Genomic DNA, 20,155 nt, shown 5'->3' with positions numbered 1-20,155 from the left:
TGTTGCCCCGGCCTCGGGGTGGCGGACAGGCACGACCGGCCGGAGCCGCCTGTCCGGATAATACCAGTTTATGACAAGACTGGACAATTCCGAGCGTATGGTATTATCTCGGCTTAGGCAAGATGCCTGTCCTGCCGCTTCCTCACGTCCCGTTCGAGCCCATCGCCCCGTTGACGCCGCCATCTCCCACCAGCCCGCTGCTGAGCATACGCGACCTGCATGTGCATGCGGGCGCAACGCCGATCGTCGAGGCGGTCTGCCTCGATATCCACGCCGGCGAGATGGTCGGGCTCGTCGGCGAATCGGGGTCGGGCAAGTCGGTGACAGCGCTGTCGATCGTGCGACTCATTCCCGAGCCGCCCATGCGCATTCCCCAGGGGCGTATCGATTTCGACGGGCGCGACCTGTCCGCACTCGACGAGCCCGCTTTGCGCGCGATCCGCGGCGAGGACATCGCGATGATCTTCCAGGAGCCGATGACCTCGCTCAATCCGGTCTTCACCATTGGCGACCAGATTCGCGAGATGCTGCTCTTGCATCGCGACCTTTCGGTCAAGGCGGCGAATGCGCGTGCCGCCGAGCTTCTGGCGCGGGTCGGCATTCCCTCGCCGGAGACGGCACTCATGCGCTATCCGCACCAGCTTTCGGGCGGCCAGCGTCAGCGCGTGATGATCGCCATCGCCCTTGCCTGCGAGCCGCGCCTGCTGATCGCGGACGAGCCGACTACGGCGCTCGACGTCACGGTGCAGGCGCAGATCCTCGAATTGATCGACGATCTGCGGCGCGAGAGCGGCATGGCCGTGCTGCTGATCACGCACGATCTGGGCGTGGTCTCGCAATATTGCGACCGCGTGGCGGTGATGTATGGCGGGCGCATCGTCGAGCAGGCCGATGCCGGGACGCTGTTCGCCCATCCGCGCCACCGCTACACCGAGGCGCTACTGAAGACCATTCCGTCGGCCAACACGCCCGGCGCGCGGCTGCCGGCGATCGGCGGGACGGTGCCCGCGCCCGGCAGGCGGCCGCCCGGATGCGCGTTCCATCCGCGCTGCGAGGCGGCGATCGATGTGTGCCGGTCGACGCTGCCGGTGCTGACCGACGATGACCATCAGCACGCCTGCTGGAACCCGGTGCCATGACCTTGCTGGAAGTCAGGCAACTGACCAAGACTTATCCCGGGCCCGGCGGCGCGGTGGTGCAGGCCGTCAGCGAGGTGTCGCTGAGCGTGGGCGCCGACGAAGTGCTGGGCGTGGTCGGCGAATCGGGTTGCGGCAAGTCGACGCTCGGGCGCTCGCTGCTGCGGCTGGTCGAGCCCGATGCGGGCCAGATCGTCTTTGAGGGCACCGATCTGATGACGGTCGGCCGGCGGCGCTTCCAGCACTATCGCCGCGACCTGCAGATCATCTTCCAGGACCCGTTCGGCTCGCTCAACCCGCGCCACACGGTCGGCCATGTCATCGCCGAGCCGCTGATCGTCCATCGCGTCGGCAACGCGGCGTCGCGGCGCGCACGGGTGGCCGAACTGCTGGACCTCGTTGGCCTGCCGGCGGATTCGGCGCGGCGCTACCCGCACGAGTTCTCGGGCGGCCAGCGCCAGCGCATCGCCATCGCCCGGGCGCTGGCGCTCGAGCCGAAGCTTCTGATCGCCGACGAGTCGGTCTCGGCGCTCGATGTCTCCATCCAGTCGCAGATCCTCAACCTGATCGCCGATCTGCGCGAGAAGCTGTCGCTGTCGATCGTCTTCATCAGCCACGACCTGTCGGTGATCCGGCATGTCTCGGACCGGATCGCGGTGATGTATCTGGGCCGGATCGTCGAGATCGGCACGGCGGCCCAGATCATGGACGCGCCGCGCCATCCCTATACGCAGGCCCTGATCGCCGCCGTGCCGCGGCTCGGCGTTCGCCGTTCGCAGGCACGCACGCCGATCGTCGGCGAGCCGCCCGACCCGGCCAATCCGCCGCCGGGCTGCGCCTTCCACAATCGCTGTCCGCATGTGATGGATGTGTGCCGCAAGGTGCGCCCGCAACTGGAGCCGGGCAGGGACCCGCTGCCGGGAAACCAGACCGCATGTCATCTGTACACGCAATAGACGCGCTGGCCGCGCGCGCCTTTGCGCCGGTGCGCGCGGCGGTCGAGGCCGACGCGATCCCCGGCGCGGTGCTGGGTCTTGTCACGCGGGACGGGACGCGGGCGGTGCATCATCTTGGCCTTGCCCAGCGCGCGCCCGAGACGGTCGCGCTTTCGCGCGAGACATGGTTCGATCTGGCCTCGCTGACCAAGGTGATCTTCACGACCACGCAGGTGCTCGAAGAGGCGGCCAAGGGGCGGATCGATCTCGACGCGCCGCTGACCAGCCTGATCCCGGACTATCGCCAGTACCATGCGGACTGCTGGGAACGGCAGGTCACGTTCCGGCAGTGCCTGGGGCACGACACGCCGTTTCCGGCGGTGGCGCCGCTTTACACCTACGGGCAGGATCCGGAGACGCTGCGCGCCTTCATCCTGCAGCGCGAATGGCCGAAGGGCCCGCCGGTCTATTCGGACATCAACTTCATCGTGCTGGGCATTGCGCTCGAGCGGCTGCGCGGCCGCATGCTCGCCGCTATGGACCCCGGCTGGGGCCTGAGCTTTGCGCCGCCGGCCGATGCGTGCGCGGCGACCGAGCGCTGCACGTGGCGCGGCCGGGTGATGCGCGGGCAGGTGCATGACGAGAACGCCTTCGCGCTCGGCGGGGCGGGCCATGCCGGGCTGTTCGGCACGATCGACGCGGTGCTCGATTTCGCGCGCGACGTGCTCGCCGGCGCGGGGCTGGCGGCGGAGACGATCGCGCTGATGCGCAGTCCGGTGCGGCCGACGCGCAGCCATGGCTGGCAGACACCGCATGCGGGCTGGTCTGGCGGCGATGACTGCAATGGCTCGGTGATCGGCCATACCGGCTTCACCGGCACGGGGCTGTGGCTCGATTTCGAGCGCGGGCGCGCCTGGTCGCTTCTGACCAATCGCGTGCACCCGTCGCGCCATGTCGAAACCGGCATCAACGCATTGCGCCGCAATGTCGGCGACATCGTCAACGCCAACTGAGGAGTGCGCGCCATGGAGGCCAGATGGGCCGTCGGGCTGATGACCGGAACCGTGCTGGACGGCAATATCGACGTCGCGCTGATACGCACCGATGGCGAACGGGTGGCCGCCTTTGGCGCCTACACGCTGGCGCCCTATCCGCAGTCGATCCGGGACCTGCTCGAGCGTACGCTCGACGCGGCGCGCGCCTGGAACTTCGAAGGTCCGGAGCCGGCGATCTTCGCCGAGGCCGAGCGCGCGCTGACCATCGCGCAGGCCGATGCGGTGGCGGCGCTGGTCGATGAGGCCGGGCTTGCGCTCACCGAGATCGCGGCGGTCGGCTTTCACGGCCAGACCGTGCTGCACCGGGCGCCCACCGCGGCGCGCAAGGGCGCGACGCGCCAGCTCGGCGACGGGGCGCTGATGGCCGAAAAGCTGGGCGTGCCTGTGGTCTTCGATTTCCGCAGCGTCGACATGGCGGCGGGCGGGCAGGGCGCGCCCTTGTCGGCGGCCTATCATGCCGCGCTGCTCGGCGCGCTTGGCGCCGGTCCGCAGACGGCGGTGCTCAATCTGGGCGGGGTCGCCAACGTCAGCTGGACCGACGGTGCCGGCCGGCTCATCGCCTTCGACACGGGTCCGGCCAACGCGCCGATCAACGACTGGGTCAAGGCGCAGGGGCTCGGACCGATGGACCATGACGGCGCGCTGGCGCGCGCGGGCACGGTCGACGAGGCACGGCTTGCCGAACTGCTCGACCATCCCTATCTCGCCGCGCCCTTTCCCAAGTCGCTCGACCGGTTCGATTTCGCCATGGGGATGGCCGAGGGCTGTTCGCCCGAGGACGGGGCGGCCTTGCTGACCGCGTTTTCGGCGGCCGCCGTCGGCAAGGGGCTCGATCTTCTGCCCGTCCGGCCCAGCCGCCTGATCGTGTGCGGCGGCGGCCGGCGCAATCCGGCGCTGATGGCGGCGCTGGCGGTGCGCGCCAGCGTCGAGGCGGTGCCGGCCGAGGCCGTCGGCTGGCGGGGCGATGCCATCGAGGCGGAATGCTTTGCCTTCCTCGCCATGCGCCATCTCGCGGGCCTGCCATTGAGCTTTCCGGAGACGACGGGCGTGCCGGAGCCGCTGTGCGGCGGGCGCCTGGCTCAGCCCTGAGCGTCCGGCTGGCGCTGGCGCGTGGCGGCGAGGATGCAGCCGCCAATGATCAGACCGGCGCCGAACCAGACCGGCACGGTCGGCCATTCGGAAAAGAACACGTAGCCGAACAGCGCCGCCCAGACGAGCGAGAGATAGTCGACGAAGGAAAACAGCGAGGCCGGCAGCGCCTTGAGCGCACGGGTCAGCGCCAGCATGCCCACGGTGCCGAGCACGCCGATGCCGGTGACCGGCCACCACTGGGCGCCCTGGGGCATGGCCATGCCAGGCAGGGCGAAGGGCGCCATGATCGCGGCGACCAGCACGGCCTGGCCGAAGCCGATGGCGATCGCGCCTTCCTGGGCGGCATGCAGCTTCAACAGAATGATCATGACCGCATAGGTCACCGGCGCGAGAAGCGCGGCGGCCCAGGCGAGCGGGTCGCCGCCGGCGGCCAGCGGCGAATTGGCCGATCCCAGCACGATCGTCAGCGCGCCCGAAAGCGCAAGGATCAGCGCCGCCGTCAGCGATCTGTTCCAGGCTTCGCCGAGCGCGAACACGCCCAGCAGGGCGATATAGACCGGGCCGGTCATGGCGATGGCGGTCGCGGTGGCCAGCGGCAGCCGCGATATGGCGAAGAAGAACAGGAAGCCGGTCAGCGCGATGAAGACCGCGCGCAAGGCGGCCGTGGCGAAGAAGTGTCGCTGCGGCCAGCGCCGGCCGGTCAGCGCGATCACGCCGGCAAGCGCGACCGCCGGACCGAGATAGCGCAGGAACAGGATCTCGTCGGTGGCGAAGTCGGCCGAAAGATATTTGGCGACCGCGTCCATGCCCGTCAGCGCGGCAAGGCCGAAGATCGCCAGCGCCAGGGCGGGCAGGATTTGCGTGTTCATCGCGGCAACTACCACGCCTGCGTTGCGCCCAAGTCAAGCGCGGTCGAGGTTCGATCAGTCCATCAGCGCGTCGGGACCTGCGCCACAGACCAGTGCGCAGGCGACCGCATCGGGCGGAAGCGCGACCTTGCCGGTGCGCAGCGCGGCGACGGCGGCGGCGCCGCTGAGATCGGCGGCGAGGCCCATCTCGAACCACAGCCACTTCGCCGCGTCGAGCATCTCGGCGTCCTCGAGCAGAACGATCTCGTCGATCAGGGGGCGGGCGCGTTCGAAGAGCGCTTCGTCCGTCTTCGCGCAGGCCATGGTGGCGACGCGCGTCGTCACGGCATCGAGCGCGACCACGCCGCCGGCGGCGACGGAGGCGTGAAAGGTCGGCGCGCCGACCGGCTCGATGCCGATGATGCGGATATCGGGCTTGAGCGCCTTGAGCGCCACCGACATGCCGGTGATCAGACCGCCACCGCCAATGGCGATCAGCACCGTGTCGAGACCGGGGTTCTGGTCGAGGATCTCCAGCGCCAGCGTGCCCTGGCCGGCGACCACGAGCGGGTCGGCGAAGGGATGGAAATAGGCCGCGCCGTGCCGGTCCGCGAAGGCAAGCGCATGCTCGTTGGTCTCGTTCCACACCGAGCCGATCACGGTGACGTCGGCGCCAAGCGCGTTGAGTTTGTCGACCTTGGCCTGCGTGGTGCTGGTGGTGACGAAAATCGTCGCGGACGCGCCGATCGAGCGGGCCGCGCGGGCGACGGCCAGGCCGTGATTGCCGCCCGAAGCGGTGACGACGCCGGCCTTCAGCGCCTCGGGCGGCGTCGCCAGCAGCTTGTTGGTCGCCCCGCGCGCCTTGAACGAGCCGGACGCCTGCAGGCATTCTAGCTTGAGATGCAGCGCGGCACGGGTGGGCGGGGCCTCGAGCGCGGTGGCCGCCATCAGCGGCGTGCGCCGGACGTGGCCTGCGATGCGCTCGGCGGCGGTCTTGATGTCGTCAAGTTCGATCATTGCCTACTCCGTGGGCGAGGCGACGACCAGGCAGCAATTGCCCGGCCGGACGCGACCGAAATGGCGCCGGCCAAAGACGATGCCGTCGGCGCCGAAGGCCAGTTCGCGCGGCGGGCTCGCGGGGTCGGCGAGGGCGTGAACGCGGCCGGCCGGCTCGCCGGCGCGGACCGTCGCGCCAAGCTCGTGATACGGCTCGAACACGCCATGGCTGGGAGCGATAACATAAGAATGCGTGCCGGCAATGGCGTGAAGTTCGCCGCTTGCCGTCTGCGGCCGCTCGATCTGCCCTTCGGTGACGCCGAAATGGACCAGCAGGTTGCGCACGCCGCGCCGGCATACCCGCACCGCCTCGGGCGTGACGGTGCCGGCGCCGGCCATTTCGGTGCCGACCGTGACCAGCCCGGCGCGCACGGCCGAGGCGGTCGAGGTGCGCGGGTCGCCATAGTTGGAGATCACCACGTTCATCGGCGCACCGAAGGCCATGACCGCCTCGCGGTTCTTGCGCGCCAGTTCGGCATTCTCGGACGGCTCGACGATCGCGGCGGGCACGATGGCTAGCGACGAGCCGCCCGAATGCAGGTCGACGAAGGCATCGGCCATGGCAAACAGCGTGTCGTGGACAAAGGCGGTGATCTGCCGGGTCAGCGAGCCGAGCCGGTCGCCGGGGAACGTCCGGTTCATGTTGAGCCCGTCCACCGGCGAGACGCGCGAGGCGGCCTCGACCGCCGGCAGGTTGATCGCCGGAACGATGATCAGCCGGCCGCTGATCGTCGCCGGATCGAGATCGCGGATCAGTTCGCCAAGCACGATCGGCCCTTCGTATTCGTCGCCGTGATTGCCGCCCTGCAGGATGATCGTCGGCCCCGATCCGTTGGCGATGACGGTCAGCGGGATGGGCACGACGCCCCAGGCATCGTCATGCACCGAGTTGGGCAGGTTGAAGAAGCCGGTCTGCTTGCCGGGCCTGTCAAAATCGATGTCCGTCCAGCCGATATCGGTGCCCATGTCTGTCTCCGCCCTGCCAAGTCCCGGTTTTCCATATGAAATTGCCTGCCCGGATAAGCGATGCGACGGGCGTCCCTGTCAAGCCATGGGTCGGCGATGCCAGACTTGACAGCCTCCGGGCCGGATGCTTACTAACTAACCGTTTAGTTAATTAGGGAGGACACAGCGCATGCTGTCTCGCATTGGAGTTCTGGCGGCCGCCGCCGTCGCCCTGGTGGCGATGCCGCTGACCGCGAACGCGCAGGATTGGCAACCCGAAAGCCCGATCACGATCATCGTGCCGTGGGCTGCGGGCGGTTCGACCGACACGGTCACCCGCGTGCTGGCCGGCGAACTGACCGAGGCGCTCGGCCAGGACGTGGTCGTCATGAACCAGCCGGGGGCGGCCGGTTCGGTCGGCACGCGCTCGGTCTGGGAGTCCGATCGCGACGGGCTGACCATGGCCGCCGGCGCGGCCGGCGATCTTGGCGCCTATCCGGTGATCGGCACGCTGGACGCCACGCTCGACGATTGGCGGCTCTATCTGCATGTCGCCTATCCCGGCCTGATTTCCGTGCCCGCCGACAGCGAGTGGGACGATTTCGGCGAACTGCTGGAGGCGCTCAAGACCGCCGAAGAGCCGATCACCGTCTCCTCGGCCGGTCTGACCTCGGCAACGGCCGTCAACATGCAGGCGATCGACGCGGTGGCCGACATCAACTACCGGCAGATCGTCTATGAGGGCGGCAATCCGGCGGTGATCTCGACGGTCGCCGGCGAAACCCAGATGACGGCCGCCACGGCGACCGAGCAGGTCGACATGATCCGCGCCGGCCGCCTGCGGCCGCTCGCCGCCGTCGCAGGCACGGCGCTCGAGATCGACGGCTATGACGGCACCATCCCGCCGATCACCGACTGGCTTCCGGAGATCCGCACCGCGCCGAACTATTTCGGCGTCTTCGTTCCGGCCGACACGCCCGAGAACATCCTGAACACGCTCGATGCGGTCTGGGAGAACGAGATCGCCGATTCCGAGGCGCTGCGGAAGTTCGCCGCCGAGCGCGCGGCCATCTTCGATCCCTCCTATGGCCAGGAAGCCGCCGAGAAGGCCATGCCCTTCCTGAGCATCAATGCCTGGCAGCAATACGAGGCGCAGACCGCGCCCAACAGCCCGGCCGATTTCGGCATCCCGCGGCCCGAATAAGGTCGCGGACCTCCCGGAACGGCGGCTGACGCGGTCAGCCGCCGTTTTCCACTTGGTTCCCCCGCAACGCCAGGTCGGGTAGATCTGACGCCATGGAAGGCTTGTCCCAATTTGCCGGCGCGATCGCCCAGATCGCGCTTTCGGGCCAGATCGTGCACGTGGCCTGGGCGACGCTGCTGGGCATCGTCGTCGGCATGATCCCGGGGCTGACGGCGACGCTCGGCGTGGCGCTGGTGGCGACACTGACCTTCACCATGCCGGCCCAGTCGGCGATCCTGATCCTGGTGTGCGTGTACATCGGCGCCATCTACGGCGGCAGCCGCTCGGCGATCCTGCTCAACATTCCCGGCACGCCGGCCAATGCGGCGACGGCGCTCGACGGCCATCCGCTGGCCGTCTCCGGACGCGCCGGCGAAGCCATGGCGGTGGCGACGACCGGTTCGTTCCTGGGCACCATGGCGGGCATGGTCGGGCTTGCCATGATCGCGCCGGTGCTGGCCGAGTTCGCGCTCGAATTCACCTCCTTCGAGTTCTTCTGGCTGGCGATCTTCGGCATCACGCTGTGCGGCCAGCTGACCGCGCTCGACGATCCGCTCAAGGGCTGGATCGCCGGCTTCTTCGGCCTGTTCATCGCCATGGTCGGCCAGGAGAGCATCCACGCCTATTCGCGTTTCACCTATGGCTATCGGGACCTTGAGGGCGGATTCGGCCTGCTGCCGGTGCTGGTGGGCGCGTTCGGCTGCGCCGAGGTGATCTCGGTCATGCGCCAGCCGGCGGGCGAGGTGGTGCGGGCCAATGCGCAGTCGGTGCTGCGCGGCGTGGGCAATGGCGTGCGCTCGGTGCGCACCTGGCTGCGCTCGGGGCTGATCGGCACGTTCATGGGCGTGGTGCCGGGCGTCGGCGAGGACATGGGGTCCTGGGTGTCCTACGCGGCGGCCCGGCGCGCCGCCCGCGAGCAGGGGCAATACGGCCGCGGCTCGGTGGAAGGGCTGCTCGCCGCCGAAACCGGCAACAGTGCCGCCGTGCCCGGCGCCCTCGTGCCGGTGCTGACGCTCGCCATACCCGGCTCGGCGCCGGCGGCGGTGCTGCTGGCCGCCATGGTGATCCACGGGCTGCGGCCGGGTCCGCTGATCATGATCACCCAGCCGGATTTCTTCTTTTCGATCGTCGCCATGGTGTTCTGGGCGAGCGTTGCGATCTTCGTGCTCGGCATCGCGCTCACGCGGCCGCTGCTGATGATCCTGCAGGTGCGGCGCGAATGGCTGCTCGGCGTCATCTTCGCGCTGTGCGCGGTGGGCGCCTTTGCCGTGGCCGGGCGCGTGTTCGATGTCTATGTGATGGTCGCCTTCGGCATATTGGGCTTCTTGATGCGCGAGGCGGGCTTTCCGGTCGCCCCGCTGATCCTGGGCGTCGTTCTGGGGCCGATCCTGGACGCCAACTTCCGGCGCAGCCTGTCGCTGAGCCAGGGCGACCCGATGGATTTCGTCTCGCGGCCGATCAGCGCGATCCTGGCCGGGCTGGTGCTGGTCGTCGTCATCGTCGGCCTTGCGCCGGTGCGGCGGGCGCTGGCGCGGCTGTTCCGGCGCGGGCAGGAGAAGGCCAATGCCTAGGCGCGTCCTGATCTGCGGCTACGGCGCGTTCGGCGCGCAGCATGCGGCCGCCTGGCGGGCGCTGGGCGCCGATATCGAACTCGGCATTGCCGAGCCGGGGGCAGGAGCGCGGGCGCGCGCGGCGGCCGACGGCATTGCCCAGGCCCGCATCGCCGCCGATCCGGTGGCCGCGATCGCCGGTGCCGACATCGTCGACATCGTCTCGCCGCCGGCGACCCATTTCGATCTCGCCATGGCCGCCCTCGACGCCGGCAAGCCGGTGCTGCTCGAAAAGCCGGCCGTCGCTTCGGTCGCCCAGGCGGACGCGCTGATGGCGCGGCTCGAGGACAGCGGCCTGCCGCTGCAGGTCGGGTTCATCCTGCGCATGCATCCGCTGGTCGCGCGGGCCCGGCAGATGCTCGCCGGCGGGGCCGTCGGGCGGCCGACCCTGATGGAGGGCCGCTTTGCCGGCTGGAAGCGGCGATTCCGCGCGGTCAGCCTTCTGGAAAATGACGGGCTGCACATCATCGATTTGATGCGCCTGTTCGCCGGCCGGCCAATTTCGCGGATCGGGGCACGCGCCATTGGGCGTTTCCGCGGCACCGGCTATGACGATCTGGCGCTCGATCTGACCTTCGGCGACGATCTTCCGGCGCGGCTGGGGCTGGGCATGCTGGCGCCCGGCGCCGCGGACGATCCGTTCGCGCCCGGCGCGCGCACCGACAAATATCTGCGTGTCGTCGGCGAAGCGGGCACGTTGACGCTCGACTTCAACGCCAACCGGCTCGAATTGCGGCCGGTCCGCTTCGAGGAGGACGAGGCGATCGTCCGCCCGCTGCCGGGCGAACCGGTGGTGGAGACCGTCGAGAATGTCACGCCGCAATCGCTGCTGGCGGCCGGCTTTGCGCGGTTCCTGGAGGCGGTCGACGGCCGAAGCCCGGTCATGGTGCCGCCGCGCTGGGCGGTTTGCGACCTCGCCCGGCTCGTCGAGGCGCTGCCGGCGGCCATCGACCGGGCGGCACTGGCCGAAATCGAGATCGCGCGCGGAGGGCGGGCCGCATGAGCGTCAGGCGCGTGGATGCCATTGCGGGCCTGGTGGTCACCGTCTTCGGGGCGGCGGCGCTGACCGCCTCGTGGCGCATGCCGCGCTTTGCCGAGCGCAACATCGATCCGCTGACGGCGCCGGGCATCACGCCCGGACTGCTGTCGGCGATCATCTTGGTGCTCGGCATCGCGCTCATGCTGCGCGGCCTGCGCGGTGGCGGCGAGGATCGCAATCCGGGCATCGCCAACTGGGACCGCGCCTCGGCGCTGCGCACCGGCTTCACCATCGGCGCCATCGTGGTCTACGGCATCGGCCTTTTCGGACAGGTGCCCTTCGTCCCGGCGACCGCCGGGTTCATTTTCGTGTTCACCTTCATTGCCGAGTGGATGCGCACGGACCGCACCGCCTCGCTGGCGCGCACCGCGCTGGGCGCCGCGGTGCTGTCGGGCGTTGCAACCATCGCCATATGGGGGGTGTTCACCAAACTCTTTCTCGTCACGCTGCCGGGGTGAAAATGCGCATCACGCTTTGCAATGAAGTCATCGCCGATCTGGACATCGCCGACCAGTGCCGTTTCGCTGCCGCACTGGGCTATGACGGGCTGGAGATCGCGCCCTTCACGCTGTCGGACCAGCCGGCGACGGTGCGCGGCGACCGGGCGCGGCAGATTCGCGCCATGGCCGAAGACGCCGGCATCGCCATCACCGGGTTGCACTGGCTGATGAACGTGCCGGAAGGCATTTCGCTGACGAGCGACGACCCGGCGACGGGCAGCCGCACGCGCGATCACATGCTGGCAATGGTCGAATTGTGCCATCAGCTCGGCGGCTCGGTGATCGTTCACGGCTCGCCCGCACAGCGCGCCATTGCCCATGCCGAAAGCCGCGAACGCGCCGAGGAGGTCGCCGTGCGTCACCTGCAGGCGGCGGGCGCGGCGGCGCAGGCGGCCGGGCTGACCTATTGTCTGGAGCCGCTGTCGCCGGTGCTGACCGACTTCGTCAATTCGGTCGACGAGGCGCTCGCGCTGATCGCCCGCGCCGATACGGCCGGGCTCAGGACCATGCTCGACACCTCGGCGGCCTGGGGCGGGGAGGCCGACGAACCGCAGGCGGTGCTGGCGCGCCACCTGCCGGGCGGCATGATCGCCCATATCCACTTCAACGAGTCCAATCGGCGCGGGCCGGGCCAGGGCGAACACCGGTTCGCGCCGATCGTGCGCACGCTCGCCGATCACGGCTATGACGGGCTGATCGGAATCGAGCCCTTCGACTATCACCCGGACGGGCCGGCCTCGGCCGCCCGCGCGATCGGCTATGTGCGCGGTCTCATCGAGGCCGCAAAAGGAGACCATGCGTGACCCATCGCCTCAAGGTGCATGAAGGCCGGATCGGCATCGTCAATATCGATGCGCGCATGCCGTTCCGCTTCGGCGTGGTGACCATCGAGAAGGTCGCCAGCGCCACGCTGGCGCTCGACGTCAGCGTGAACGGCACCCGCCTGACCGGCTACGCCTCCGATCTTCTGGCCTACAAATGGTTCGACAAGCGCCCCGAAAAGACGCCGCAGGACAATGTCACCGACCTGATCGGCGTCTGCGGGGATGCCATCGCCGCGGCAAGCGCGATGCAGGCGGCGAACCCGTTCGAGAACTGGCGCGCGCTGGATGCCGAGATCCACGACCGTGCGATCGCCGCCGGCTTCAACCATCTGGGCGCGTCCTTCGGCGTTTCGATGGTCGAGCGGGCGATGATCGACGCGCTCGGCCGGGCGCTCGGAAAGCCCTTCTTCAACCTGGTTGTCGACAACGACCTGGCGCTGGCGCCCGAAACCGTGTTCGACGAACTGGCCGGCATGACGGTCGCCGAGGCGCTGCCCGCCGTGCCGGCCGCCGATATCGGTCTGCGGCACACGGTCGGGCTCGCCGATCCCATCTTCGCCGACGAGATCGCACCGGCCGACCGGCGCGGCGACGGCGCCCCCGAGACGCTCGAGGACTACATCGCGCACGACAATCTGTCCTATCTGAAGGTCAAGATCGGCGGCACGCTGGAGGAAGACCGCGAGCGGCTGGCGCGGATGAGCCGGCTGATCGAGGCGACCGGCCGCGACATCGCGATCACGCTCGACGGCAACGAGCAGTTCGCCGATATCGATGCGTTCGCCGGCTATCTGGAGACGATCCGCGCGAGCGAGGCCGTAGCGCGCCTGCTGGGCCGGACGCTGTTCATCGAACAGCCCGTCACGCGCGATGCGGCGATGGCCGGCCCGATCGACGCGGCCGCGCTTGCGACCATCGGCCTGCCCATGCTGATCGACGAGGCCGATGGCTGGACGACGGCCTTCCACGAGGCGATGGCGCTGGGCTATCGCGGCGTCAGCCACAAGAACTGCAAGGGCGTCATCCACTCGCTGCTCAACGCCATGCTGATCGCGCGGCGCAACAGCGAGGCGGGGGCGGGGCACTACTTCCAGTCCGCCGAGGATCTGAGCTGCCTGCCGATCGTCTCGCTCAACGCCGATCTCGCCGTGGTGGCGACACTCGGCATCGGCCATGTCGAGCGCAACGGCCATCACTATTTCGGCGGTCTGGGCCATCTGACGCCGGCCGAGATCGAGTGCGCGGTCGGCCATCACGCCGACCTCTACCGCTCCGAAGCGGATGGTGCGCGGCTGGTCACCGAGACCGGCCGGCTGCACATCGCCTCGCTGCAGGTGCCGGGGCTGGGCACGGCGTGTGCGCCCGACCTCGACGCCATGACGCCGGCGGCGCAATGGGACCCGGCGACGCTCGCCGCGCGGGCCGACTGACGGAAACGACAAGAACAAGGACCTTCACCATGACAACGCAAGTGCCCCCGGCCATCGAAGACGAGGCGATGCTCGACGACATGCTGTCGCAGCCCAGCGACGCGCTGGTCGAGACCCTCGCCCGGCTCGAGGGCGACATCACGATCCTGGGCGTGGGCGGCAAGATGGGACCCACACTGGCGCGCATGGCCAAGCGCGCGGCGCCGGACAAGCGGGTCATCGGCGTCGCGCGGTTTTCCGATGCGGCGCTGCGCGACCGTCTCGAGGGTTGGGGCATCGAGACCGTCGCCTGCGACCTGCTCGACCGTTCGGCGGTCGAGGGGCTCGAAAAGACCGCCAATGCGGTGTTCATGGCCGGCCGCAAGTTCGGCTCGGAAGGCAACCAGCCGCTGACCTGGGCGATGAATTCGCATGTGCCCGCCATCGTCGCCGAGGCCTTCCGCGACAGCCGCATCGCCGTGTTCTCGACAGCGTGCGTCTATGCCTTCGCCGATGTGCACGGACCCGGCGCACGCGAGGGCGACCCGCTCACGCCGCCGGGCGAGTACGCCAATTCCTGCATCGGGCGCGAGCGCATGTTCGAGCATTTCTCCAATGTGCACGGCACCAGGCTTGCGCTGATCCGGCTGTCCTATGCGATCGACCTGCGCTACGGCGTCCTGCACGATATCGCCCGCGCGGTGCTCGACGGCGAGCCGGTGCCGCTGGCGAGCGGGCACTGCAACGTGATCTGGCAGCGCGATGCCAACGACATCGCCCTGCGCACGCTGGCGCACGCCGATCACCCCGCATTCGTGCTCAACCTGTCGGGACCGGAGCTGGCCTCGGTGCGGCAGATTGCGCTGCGCTTTGGCGACCTGTTCGGCAAGGACGTGACGTTCGAGGGGGCCGAACAGGACGAAGCGTGGATCGTCGACACCGGCAGGCAGCAGCGCCTGTTCGGCTATCCGACCGTGCCGCTGCCGGTGCTGGTCGACTGGACGGCCGACTGGCTCAAGCGCGGCGGCAAGACGCTCGGCAAGCCGACGCGATTCGAGGTGCGCGATGGCACATACTGACGCGGCCGAGGGCGCGGTCGCGGCGACGGCGCCGCAGCGCGACGCCGTGGCCACCCGCCGGCGCATCCTGGACGCGGCCGAGGGGGAGTTCGCCGAAAAGGGGCTCGGCGGCACGCGCATCGCGGCGATCGCCGAACGCGCGGGCTGCAACAAGGCGCTCATCTATCATTACTTCGCCGGCAAGGACGAACTGTTCGCCGCCGTGCTCGAGCGCACCTATCACAGGATCCGCAGCGCCGAGCAGGCGCTCGACCTCGAGCACCTTCCGCCGGAGACGGCAATGCGCCGGCTGGTCGAATTCTCCTTCGACTACGTCCAGCGCAATCCCAGCTTCATCAAGCTGCTCAACGAGGAGAACCTGCACGGTGCCGTCCACCTCAGGGACACCGGCGACGCGCGCCGGCTGACCACGCCGCTGGTCGCGGTGATCCGGCGCATCCTGGACCGGGGCGAACGGCAGGGCGTGTTCCGCGCCGGCGTCGATCCGGTGCAGCTTTACATCACCATCGCCTCGGTCGCCTATTTCTTCACGGCCAACCGGGCGACCCTTTCGGAAATCTTCGACCTGCCGCGAACGCCCGATGTCGCACGCGCCCGGCGCGGGCACATCGTCGAGGTCGTTCTGGGCTATCTGCGGCCCGGGGCAGGCGATCGGGAGACGCTATCGTGACGGCCAAGCCAGACCTTGCCTCGACACCGTATCAGGCGCTGCGGCGCGGCGGTGTCATTCCGGCCCATCCGCTCGCGCTCGACGCGGGGCGCAGGCTCGACGAGCGGCGCCAGCGCGCCCTGTCGCGCTACTATCTCGATGCCGGCGCGATCGGGCTCGCGGTGGGCGTGCACACCACGCAGTTCGAAATCCGCCAGCACGGCCTTTTCGAGCCGGTGCTGGCGCTGGCCGCCGAGGAAGCGGCGGCGCGGGCCTGCGAGCCGGTGATGGTCGCCGGGGCGGTGGGCGATACCGCCAATGCGGTGCGCGAAGCACAGATCGCCCGCGCCCACGGCTATCACGCGGTGCTGCTGAGCCTGGCCGCGCTCAAGGACCGCTCCGAAGCCGAACTGGTCGCCCATTGCCGCGCGGTCGCCGAGGTGCTGCCGCTGGTCGGCTTCTACTTGCAGGAGGCGGTGGGCGGCCAGCGCCTGTCGCACCGCTTCTGGAAGGACTTCGCGGGCATCGAGAACGTCGTGGCGATCAAGATCGCGCCGTTCAACCGCTATCGCACGCTCGATGTGGTGCGCGCGGTGATCGAGGCGCGGGCCGAGGACCGCATCACGCTTTATACCGGCAATGACGATCACATCGTCGCCGATCTGCTGACCCCGTTCACCTTCAGGCGCGAGGGCGTACCGGTGACCGTGCGGATCCGGGGCGGACTGCTCGGCCACTGGGCCGTGTGGACGAAGCGGGCGGTCGAACTGCTCGACGAGATCCACAACCGGCCCGAGGCGCGCTCGACGGATGCGTGGCTCGAGCTCGACGCGCGCGTGACCGACGCCAACGGCGTCCTGTTCGATGTCGCCAACGATTTCGCCGGCTGCATCGCCGCCATTCACGAGGTGCTGCGCCGGCAGGGACTGCTGGAGGGGACGTGGTGCCTCGATCCCAACGAGGCGATGGGGCCGGGACAGGCGGACGAACTCGACCGCATTTGCCGCGACTATCCCGAACTGACCGACGACGCATTCGTGCGCGCAAATCTCGAACGCTGGCTCGCCTGAACGCGCCGGCGGCGCCGGCGGCGCCGTCGCGACCGCCCGCGGTGCGCGATCGGCGGCGTCATGATTTCGAAGTTGACTAGTCAACTAGCGCAGTTTAGCGTCGCCGCATGGACCAGATGCCCCGCGCCCCACGCTACAGCCTGCTCGCCGAGGAGCTTCGCGGCCGAATCGAGAGCGGCGAATGGCAGGCCGGCGACCGGCTGCCCAGCGAGGCCGAACTCTCGGCCCGCAACGGGGTCAGTCGCGGCACGGTGGTGCGCGCCATCGGCCAGCTCGTCGACCAGGGTTTCGTGACCCGGCGCCAGGGGGCGGGCAGTTTCGTCGCCAGCCGCTCGCTGCACCGCAAGGCCGGGCAATTGCTGAGCTTTACCGAGACGGTTCGCAGGGACGGGCACGACACGCGCCAGACGCCGATCGAGTTTCGCCCCGCCAGTGCCGAAGAAGCGCGCCAGCTCGGCCTTTCCGTGCCGACCATGCTGCTTCGCCGGGTGCGCCATGTCGATGCCACCCCCTGCGCGGTGCACAATTCGCTGCTGCCGGTCTGGGTGTGCCACCGGGTGCCGGCGCTCGGCGCAAAGGGCGACGAACGCCTCGATGCGCCGGATTTTTCGCTCTATCGCGCCTTTGGCGAGGCGGGGCTGGGCATCTGCGAGGCGCGCGAGCGCGTCACGGCGCGGCTGGCCACCGCCCAGGAATGCGCGCTGCTCGACATTACGGCGCCGGCGGCGGTGATCGTCGTGCTGCGCATGAGCTATGCCGATGACGGCGAACTGATCGAGGCCGTCGAGGCCGTCTATCGCGCCGACTACTACACCTATGACGCCCATCTCGTGCGCGGTCATCGCGACGCCAGCAAGGGGCCGCGCCTGGCCGCATCGAGCGAAGGGTTCACGGCTTGACCATGTCACCGCAAAGGGGAGTGAAATGAAAACCTTGACTGCATTCGGCGCCGCCATGGCGCTGGCCGGCACAGCGCTCGCGCCGGTCGCCGCACAGGCCGAAACCGCGCCTGTCGCGCTGATCATCGCGCAGGGCGGGCTCGGCGACGGCTCGTGGAACGATACCGCCCATGCCGGCTATCAGGCGGCGATCGAAGCCACCGGGCTCGAGGGGCGGACGATCGAATCCAAGGATGTCGTCGCCCAGGGCGAGGAAATCATGCGCCGCGCCGCCGATGGCGGTTTCGGGCTGATCATCAGCCTTGAATGGATCCATGGCGAGCCCATGGAAAACCTCGCCCCCGACTATCCCGACGCCAACTGGGTGATCATGAACCAGACCCGGCAGGGCGAGAACATCGCCTCGGTCGTGTTCGGCGAGCATGAGGGCTCGTATCTCGCCGGTGCGCTGGCCGCGCAGGTGACCACCGACACCTCGATCGAGGGCATCAACGAGGACGCCGTGATCGGCGTGATCGGCGGGGTGAAGTCGCCGGGCATCGACAAGTTCATCTCCGGCTATATCGAGGGCGCGAAGGCCGTCGACCCCGATGTCGAGGTCAAGGTGGCCTATGCGGAATCCTTCGGCGATCCGGCCAAGGGCGAACAGCTCGCCCGGGCCATGTTCGACGAGGGCGCCGATATCGTCTACCAGGTCGCCGGCGGCACCGGCATCGGCATCATCGAGGCCGCCAAGGCCGAGGGCAGGTTCGCCATCGGCGTCGACACCGACCAGGATTCCATGGCGCCGGGCAACGTGCTGACCAGCGTGATCAAGCGCGTCGACGTCGCCGTGCAGTCGGTGATCGAGGACTATGCGGCCGGCGACTTTCCGGGCGGCGAAGTGCTCGATTTCGGGCTTGCCGAGAACGGCGTGGCGCTGACCGAGATGGAATACACGCGCGACATGATCCCGCAGGACTATCTGGACCGCATTGCCGAGATGCGCCAGCAGATCATCGATGGCGAGATCGAGGTCTGGGACGTCTCCACGCAGGGCTATCCGACGTTCTTCCAGTAAACCGCGGCCGTCGCGGGCGCCCGCCGGCCACCGCCACGAGAGACGGCGTGACCCATCCAGTCCACAAAGCTGCCGGCGTCGACGGCGTGGCGATCCGGCTCGGTGCGCAGGGCGTTTCCAGGCGCTATGGCGCCGTGCTGGCCAATCGCGACATCACGCTGGGCGTCGCGCCGGGCGAAATCCACGCCATCGTCGGCGAGAACGGGGCCGGAAAGTCGACCCTGATGCGCCTGTTGCAGGGGCTCGAACAGCCCGATACCGGCACCATCATCCACCAGGACGAACCGATCCGGCTGCGCGATCCGCAGCACGCGCTGGGGCTCGGCATCGGTATGGTGCATCAGGAATTCATGCTGGCGCCGGATCTGAGCCTGCTGGAGAATTTCGTGCTGGGCGACGAGCCGCCGCGCGGCGGCGGCGGGCCGCTGGCGCTGATCGACTGGGCGGCCGCGCGCGGGCAGGGCGCGCAAATGGCGGCGCGCGCCGGCATCGAGATCGACTGGGATCGCCGCGGCGGCGCCGCGCCGGTGCATGTGCGCCAATATGTGGAGATCTTCCGGCTGCTGCGGCGTGGCATGCGCACGGTGATCCTGGACGAGCCGACCGCCGTGCTGGCGCCGCAGCAGGTGGACGAGTTGTTCGTGCTGCTGCGCCAGTTGCGGGCCGAGGGCACCTCGATCGTCTTCATCAGCCACAAGCTGCACGAGGTGATGGCGCTCGCCGACCGGGTGACCGTGATGCGGCGCGGCGCGATCATCGCCTCGACGCCCGTCGCGCAGACCGATATCGACACGCTGACCGGGCACATCATCGGCGATGGCGGCGTGGTGCCGCATGCCGCGCGCACCGAGTTCGGCGCCGACGGGGACGGCGCGCCGCTGCTCTCGGTCACGGGGCTGTGCGCAATCTCGGTCGACCGGTCGCACCCGCTCTTCGATATCGACCTTGCCGTCCATCGCGGCGAGATCGTCGGCGTTGCCGGCGTTTCCGGCAATGGGCAGGACGAACTGGCCCAATGCCTGACAGGGCTGCGCGCGCCGGCCTCGGGCACGATCGGCCTTGCCGGCACGGACCTGACGGGAAAGGACAATGCCGCCTTCCGGCGCGCGGGCGTCGGCTTCGTCAGCCCCGATCGCGGCCATGAAGGGCTCGCCAGGTCGGCAACCATCGGCGACAACGTGATGGCGGCCAGCCAGCGCGCGCCGCAATACCGCGCCGGCCCGCTCATCGATCTGCGCGCCTTCGGCGCGGCCGCGCGCGAGCGGCTGGCCCGTCTCAATGTGCGTTACGGCCGGCTCGCCGACCCGGCGAGCAGCCTTTCGGGCGGCAATCAGCAGCGGGTCGTCTTCGCGCGCGAGATCGCCTCCGATCCGCGCCTGATGGTGATCGCCCAACCCACGCGCGGCGTCGATCTGGGCGGCATCGCCGCCATACACGGCATCATCCGCGACTATGCGCGCGATGGCGGCGCGGTGCTCGTCGTCTCCGAGGAGATCGACGAGCTGATCGCGCTGTGCCACCGCATCGTGGTGATGGCCGAGGGCCGGATCGTCGGCACGATCGATGCGGCCGAGGCGACGGCCGAGGCGATCGGCCGGCTGATGCTGCAGACCGATAGCGGCCGGGACGTGGCAGCCTAATGTTTGAGTCAAGCAGCATTTTTGAAGTTTGTCGCGTAGGGCGTCCGGTTGCTGACGATGGCCCAA

At 69.2% G+C, this 20,155-nt stretch carries 19 protein-coding genes; 16 read left to right on the top strand and 3 right to left on the bottom strand.

Annotated features, from left to right (window positions below; genetic code table 11):
* Positions 1-122: 122 nt before the first annotated feature.
* From RBB34_RS09115 to RBB34_RS09100, 4 genes are read left to right on the top strand one after another with little or no spacing between them, the layout of a single operon-like run.
* Positions 123-1,139 (top strand): ABC transporter ATP-binding protein, encoded by a 1,017-nt coding sequence (locus RBB34_RS09115; RefSeq protein ID WP_306118901.1) that lies wholly within the window; start codon positions 123-125, stop codon positions 1,137-1,139.
* Entirely contained in the window at positions 1,136-2,092 is a 957-nt protein-coding gene (locus RBB34_RS09110) for an oligopeptide/dipeptide ABC transporter ATP-binding protein (RefSeq protein WP_306118900.1), read from the top strand. Before RBB34_RS09115 ends, RBB34_RS09110 begins: the two co-directional genes overlap by 4 nt.
* A complete protein-coding gene (locus RBB34_RS09105) occupies positions 2,071-3,084 on the top strand; it encodes a serine hydrolase (protein WP_306118899.1) in 1,014 nt (337 codons plus the stop codon). Before RBB34_RS09110 ends, RBB34_RS09105 begins: the two co-directional genes overlap by 22 nt.
* 12 nt (positions 3,085-3,096) lie before the next feature.
* A complete protein-coding gene (locus tag RBB34_RS09100) occupies positions 3,097-4,215 on the top strand; it encodes an anhydro-N-acetylmuramic acid kinase (protein ID WP_306118898.1) in 1,119 nt (372 codons plus the stop codon).
* Here RBB34_RS09100 and RBB34_RS09095 read toward each other — a convergent pair.
* From RBB34_RS09095 to RBB34_RS09085, 3 genes are read right to left on the bottom strand one after another with little or no spacing between them, the layout of a single operon-like run.
* Positions 4,206-5,087, bottom strand: a complete 882-nt coding sequence (locus RBB34_RS09095; protein ID WP_306118897.1) for a DMT family transporter — start codon at positions 5,085-5,087, stop codon at positions 4,206-4,208. The genes RBB34_RS09100 and RBB34_RS09095 overlap by 10 nt on opposite strands.
* Positions 5,088-5,141: 54 nt before the next feature.
* Positions 5,142-6,083: a threonine/serine dehydratase gene (locus RBB34_RS09090; RefSeq protein ID WP_306118896.1), complete on the bottom strand. Its 942-nt coding sequence runs from the start codon at positions 6,081-6,083 to the stop codon at positions 5,142-5,144.
* Positions 6,084-6,086: 3 nt separating this feature from the next.
* Entirely contained in the window at positions 6,087-7,088 is a 1,002-nt protein-coding gene (locus RBB34_RS09085; protein WP_306118895.1) for a succinylglutamate desuccinylase/aspartoacylase family protein, read from the bottom strand.
* Between the two features lie 169 nt (positions 7,089-7,257).
* Between RBB34_RS09085 and RBB34_RS09080 the strand changes: the two genes are divergently transcribed.
* The 12 genes from RBB34_RS09080 (at position 7,258) to RBB34_RS09025 (ending at position 20,089) form a co-directional block, all read left to right on the top strand.
* Positions 7,258-8,271 (top strand): tripartite tricarboxylate transporter substrate binding protein, encoded by a 1,014-nt coding sequence (locus tag RBB34_RS09080; protein WP_306118894.1) that lies wholly within the window; start codon positions 7,258-7,260, stop codon positions 8,269-8,271.
* A 92-nt stretch (positions 8,272-8,363) separates the two neighbouring features.
* Positions 8,364-9,881, top strand: coding sequence for a tripartite tricarboxylate transporter permease (locus tag RBB34_RS09075; RefSeq protein ID WP_306118893.1), 1,518 nt, complete (start codon positions 8,364-8,366; stop codon positions 9,879-9,881).
* Positions 9,874-10,923 (top strand): Gfo/Idh/MocA family oxidoreductase, encoded by a 1,050-nt coding sequence (locus tag RBB34_RS09070; RefSeq protein WP_306118892.1) that lies wholly within the window; start codon positions 9,874-9,876, stop codon positions 10,921-10,923. Before RBB34_RS09075 ends, RBB34_RS09070 begins: the two co-directional genes overlap by 8 nt.
* Complete coding sequence (locus RBB34_RS09065; protein WP_306118891.1) at positions 10,920-11,417, top strand: tripartite tricarboxylate transporter TctB family protein; 498 nt, start codon at positions 10,920-10,922, stop codon at positions 11,415-11,417. The genes RBB34_RS09070 and RBB34_RS09065 overlap by 4 nt, the downstream gene beginning before the upstream one ends.
* A 2-nt stretch (positions 11,418-11,419) precedes the next feature.
* Positions 11,420-12,262, top strand: coding sequence for a sugar phosphate isomerase/epimerase family protein (locus RBB34_RS09060; RefSeq protein WP_306118890.1), 843 nt, complete (start codon positions 11,420-11,422; stop codon positions 12,260-12,262).
* Positions 12,259-13,713, top strand: coding sequence for a mandelate racemase (locus tag RBB34_RS09055; protein WP_306118889.1), 1,455 nt, complete (start codon positions 12,259-12,261; stop codon positions 13,711-13,713). Before RBB34_RS09060 ends, RBB34_RS09055 begins: the two co-directional genes overlap by 4 nt.
* A gap of 29 nt (positions 13,714-13,742) precedes the next feature.
* Positions 13,743-14,771 (top strand): NAD(P)-dependent oxidoreductase, encoded by a 1,029-nt coding sequence (locus RBB34_RS09050; RefSeq protein WP_306118888.1) that lies wholly within the window; start codon positions 13,743-13,745, stop codon positions 14,769-14,771.
* The gene (locus RBB34_RS09045; RefSeq protein ID WP_306118887.1) at positions 14,758-15,441 is read left to right on the top strand and encodes a TetR/AcrR family transcriptional regulator; all 684 of its coding nucleotides are present in this window, start codon (positions 14,758-14,760) and stop codon (positions 15,439-15,441) included. The genes RBB34_RS09050 and RBB34_RS09045 overlap by 14 nt, the downstream gene beginning before the upstream one ends.
* Positions 15,438-16,490, top strand: a complete 1,053-nt coding sequence (locus RBB34_RS09040) for a dihydrodipicolinate synthase family protein (RefSeq protein ID WP_306118886.1) — start codon at positions 15,438-15,440, stop codon at positions 16,488-16,490. Before RBB34_RS09045 ends, RBB34_RS09040 begins: the two co-directional genes overlap by 4 nt.
* Positions 16,491-16,597: 107 nt before the next feature.
* On the top strand, positions 16,598-17,389 hold the full coding sequence (locus RBB34_RS09035; RefSeq protein WP_306118885.1) for a GntR family transcriptional regulator: 792 nt from the start codon (positions 16,598-16,600) through the stop codon (positions 17,387-17,389).
* 25 nt (positions 17,390-17,414) lie between these two features.
* Positions 17,415-18,449 carry a BMP family ABC transporter substrate-binding protein gene (locus tag RBB34_RS09030; RefSeq protein ID WP_306118884.1) on the top strand — a complete coding sequence of 345 codons (1,035 nt, stop codon included), beginning with the start codon at positions 17,415-17,417 and terminating at the stop codon, positions 18,447-18,449.
* Positions 18,450-18,496: 47 nt separating this feature from the next.
* A complete protein-coding gene (locus RBB34_RS09025; protein ID WP_306118883.1) occupies positions 18,497-20,089 on the top strand; it encodes an ABC transporter ATP-binding protein in 1,593 nt (530 codons plus the stop codon).
* Positions 20,090-20,155: the final 66 nt, after the last annotated feature.

The organism is Roseitalea sp. MMSF_3546, assembly GCF_030732865.1.
In the GTDB taxonomy this organism is placed as follows: domain Bacteria; phylum Pseudomonadota; class Alphaproteobacteria; order Rhizobiales; family Rhizobiaceae; genus Roseitalea.
Note: the sequence above shows the minus strand (reverse complement) of the source record. Positions and strands in the feature narration are given on the sequence as shown.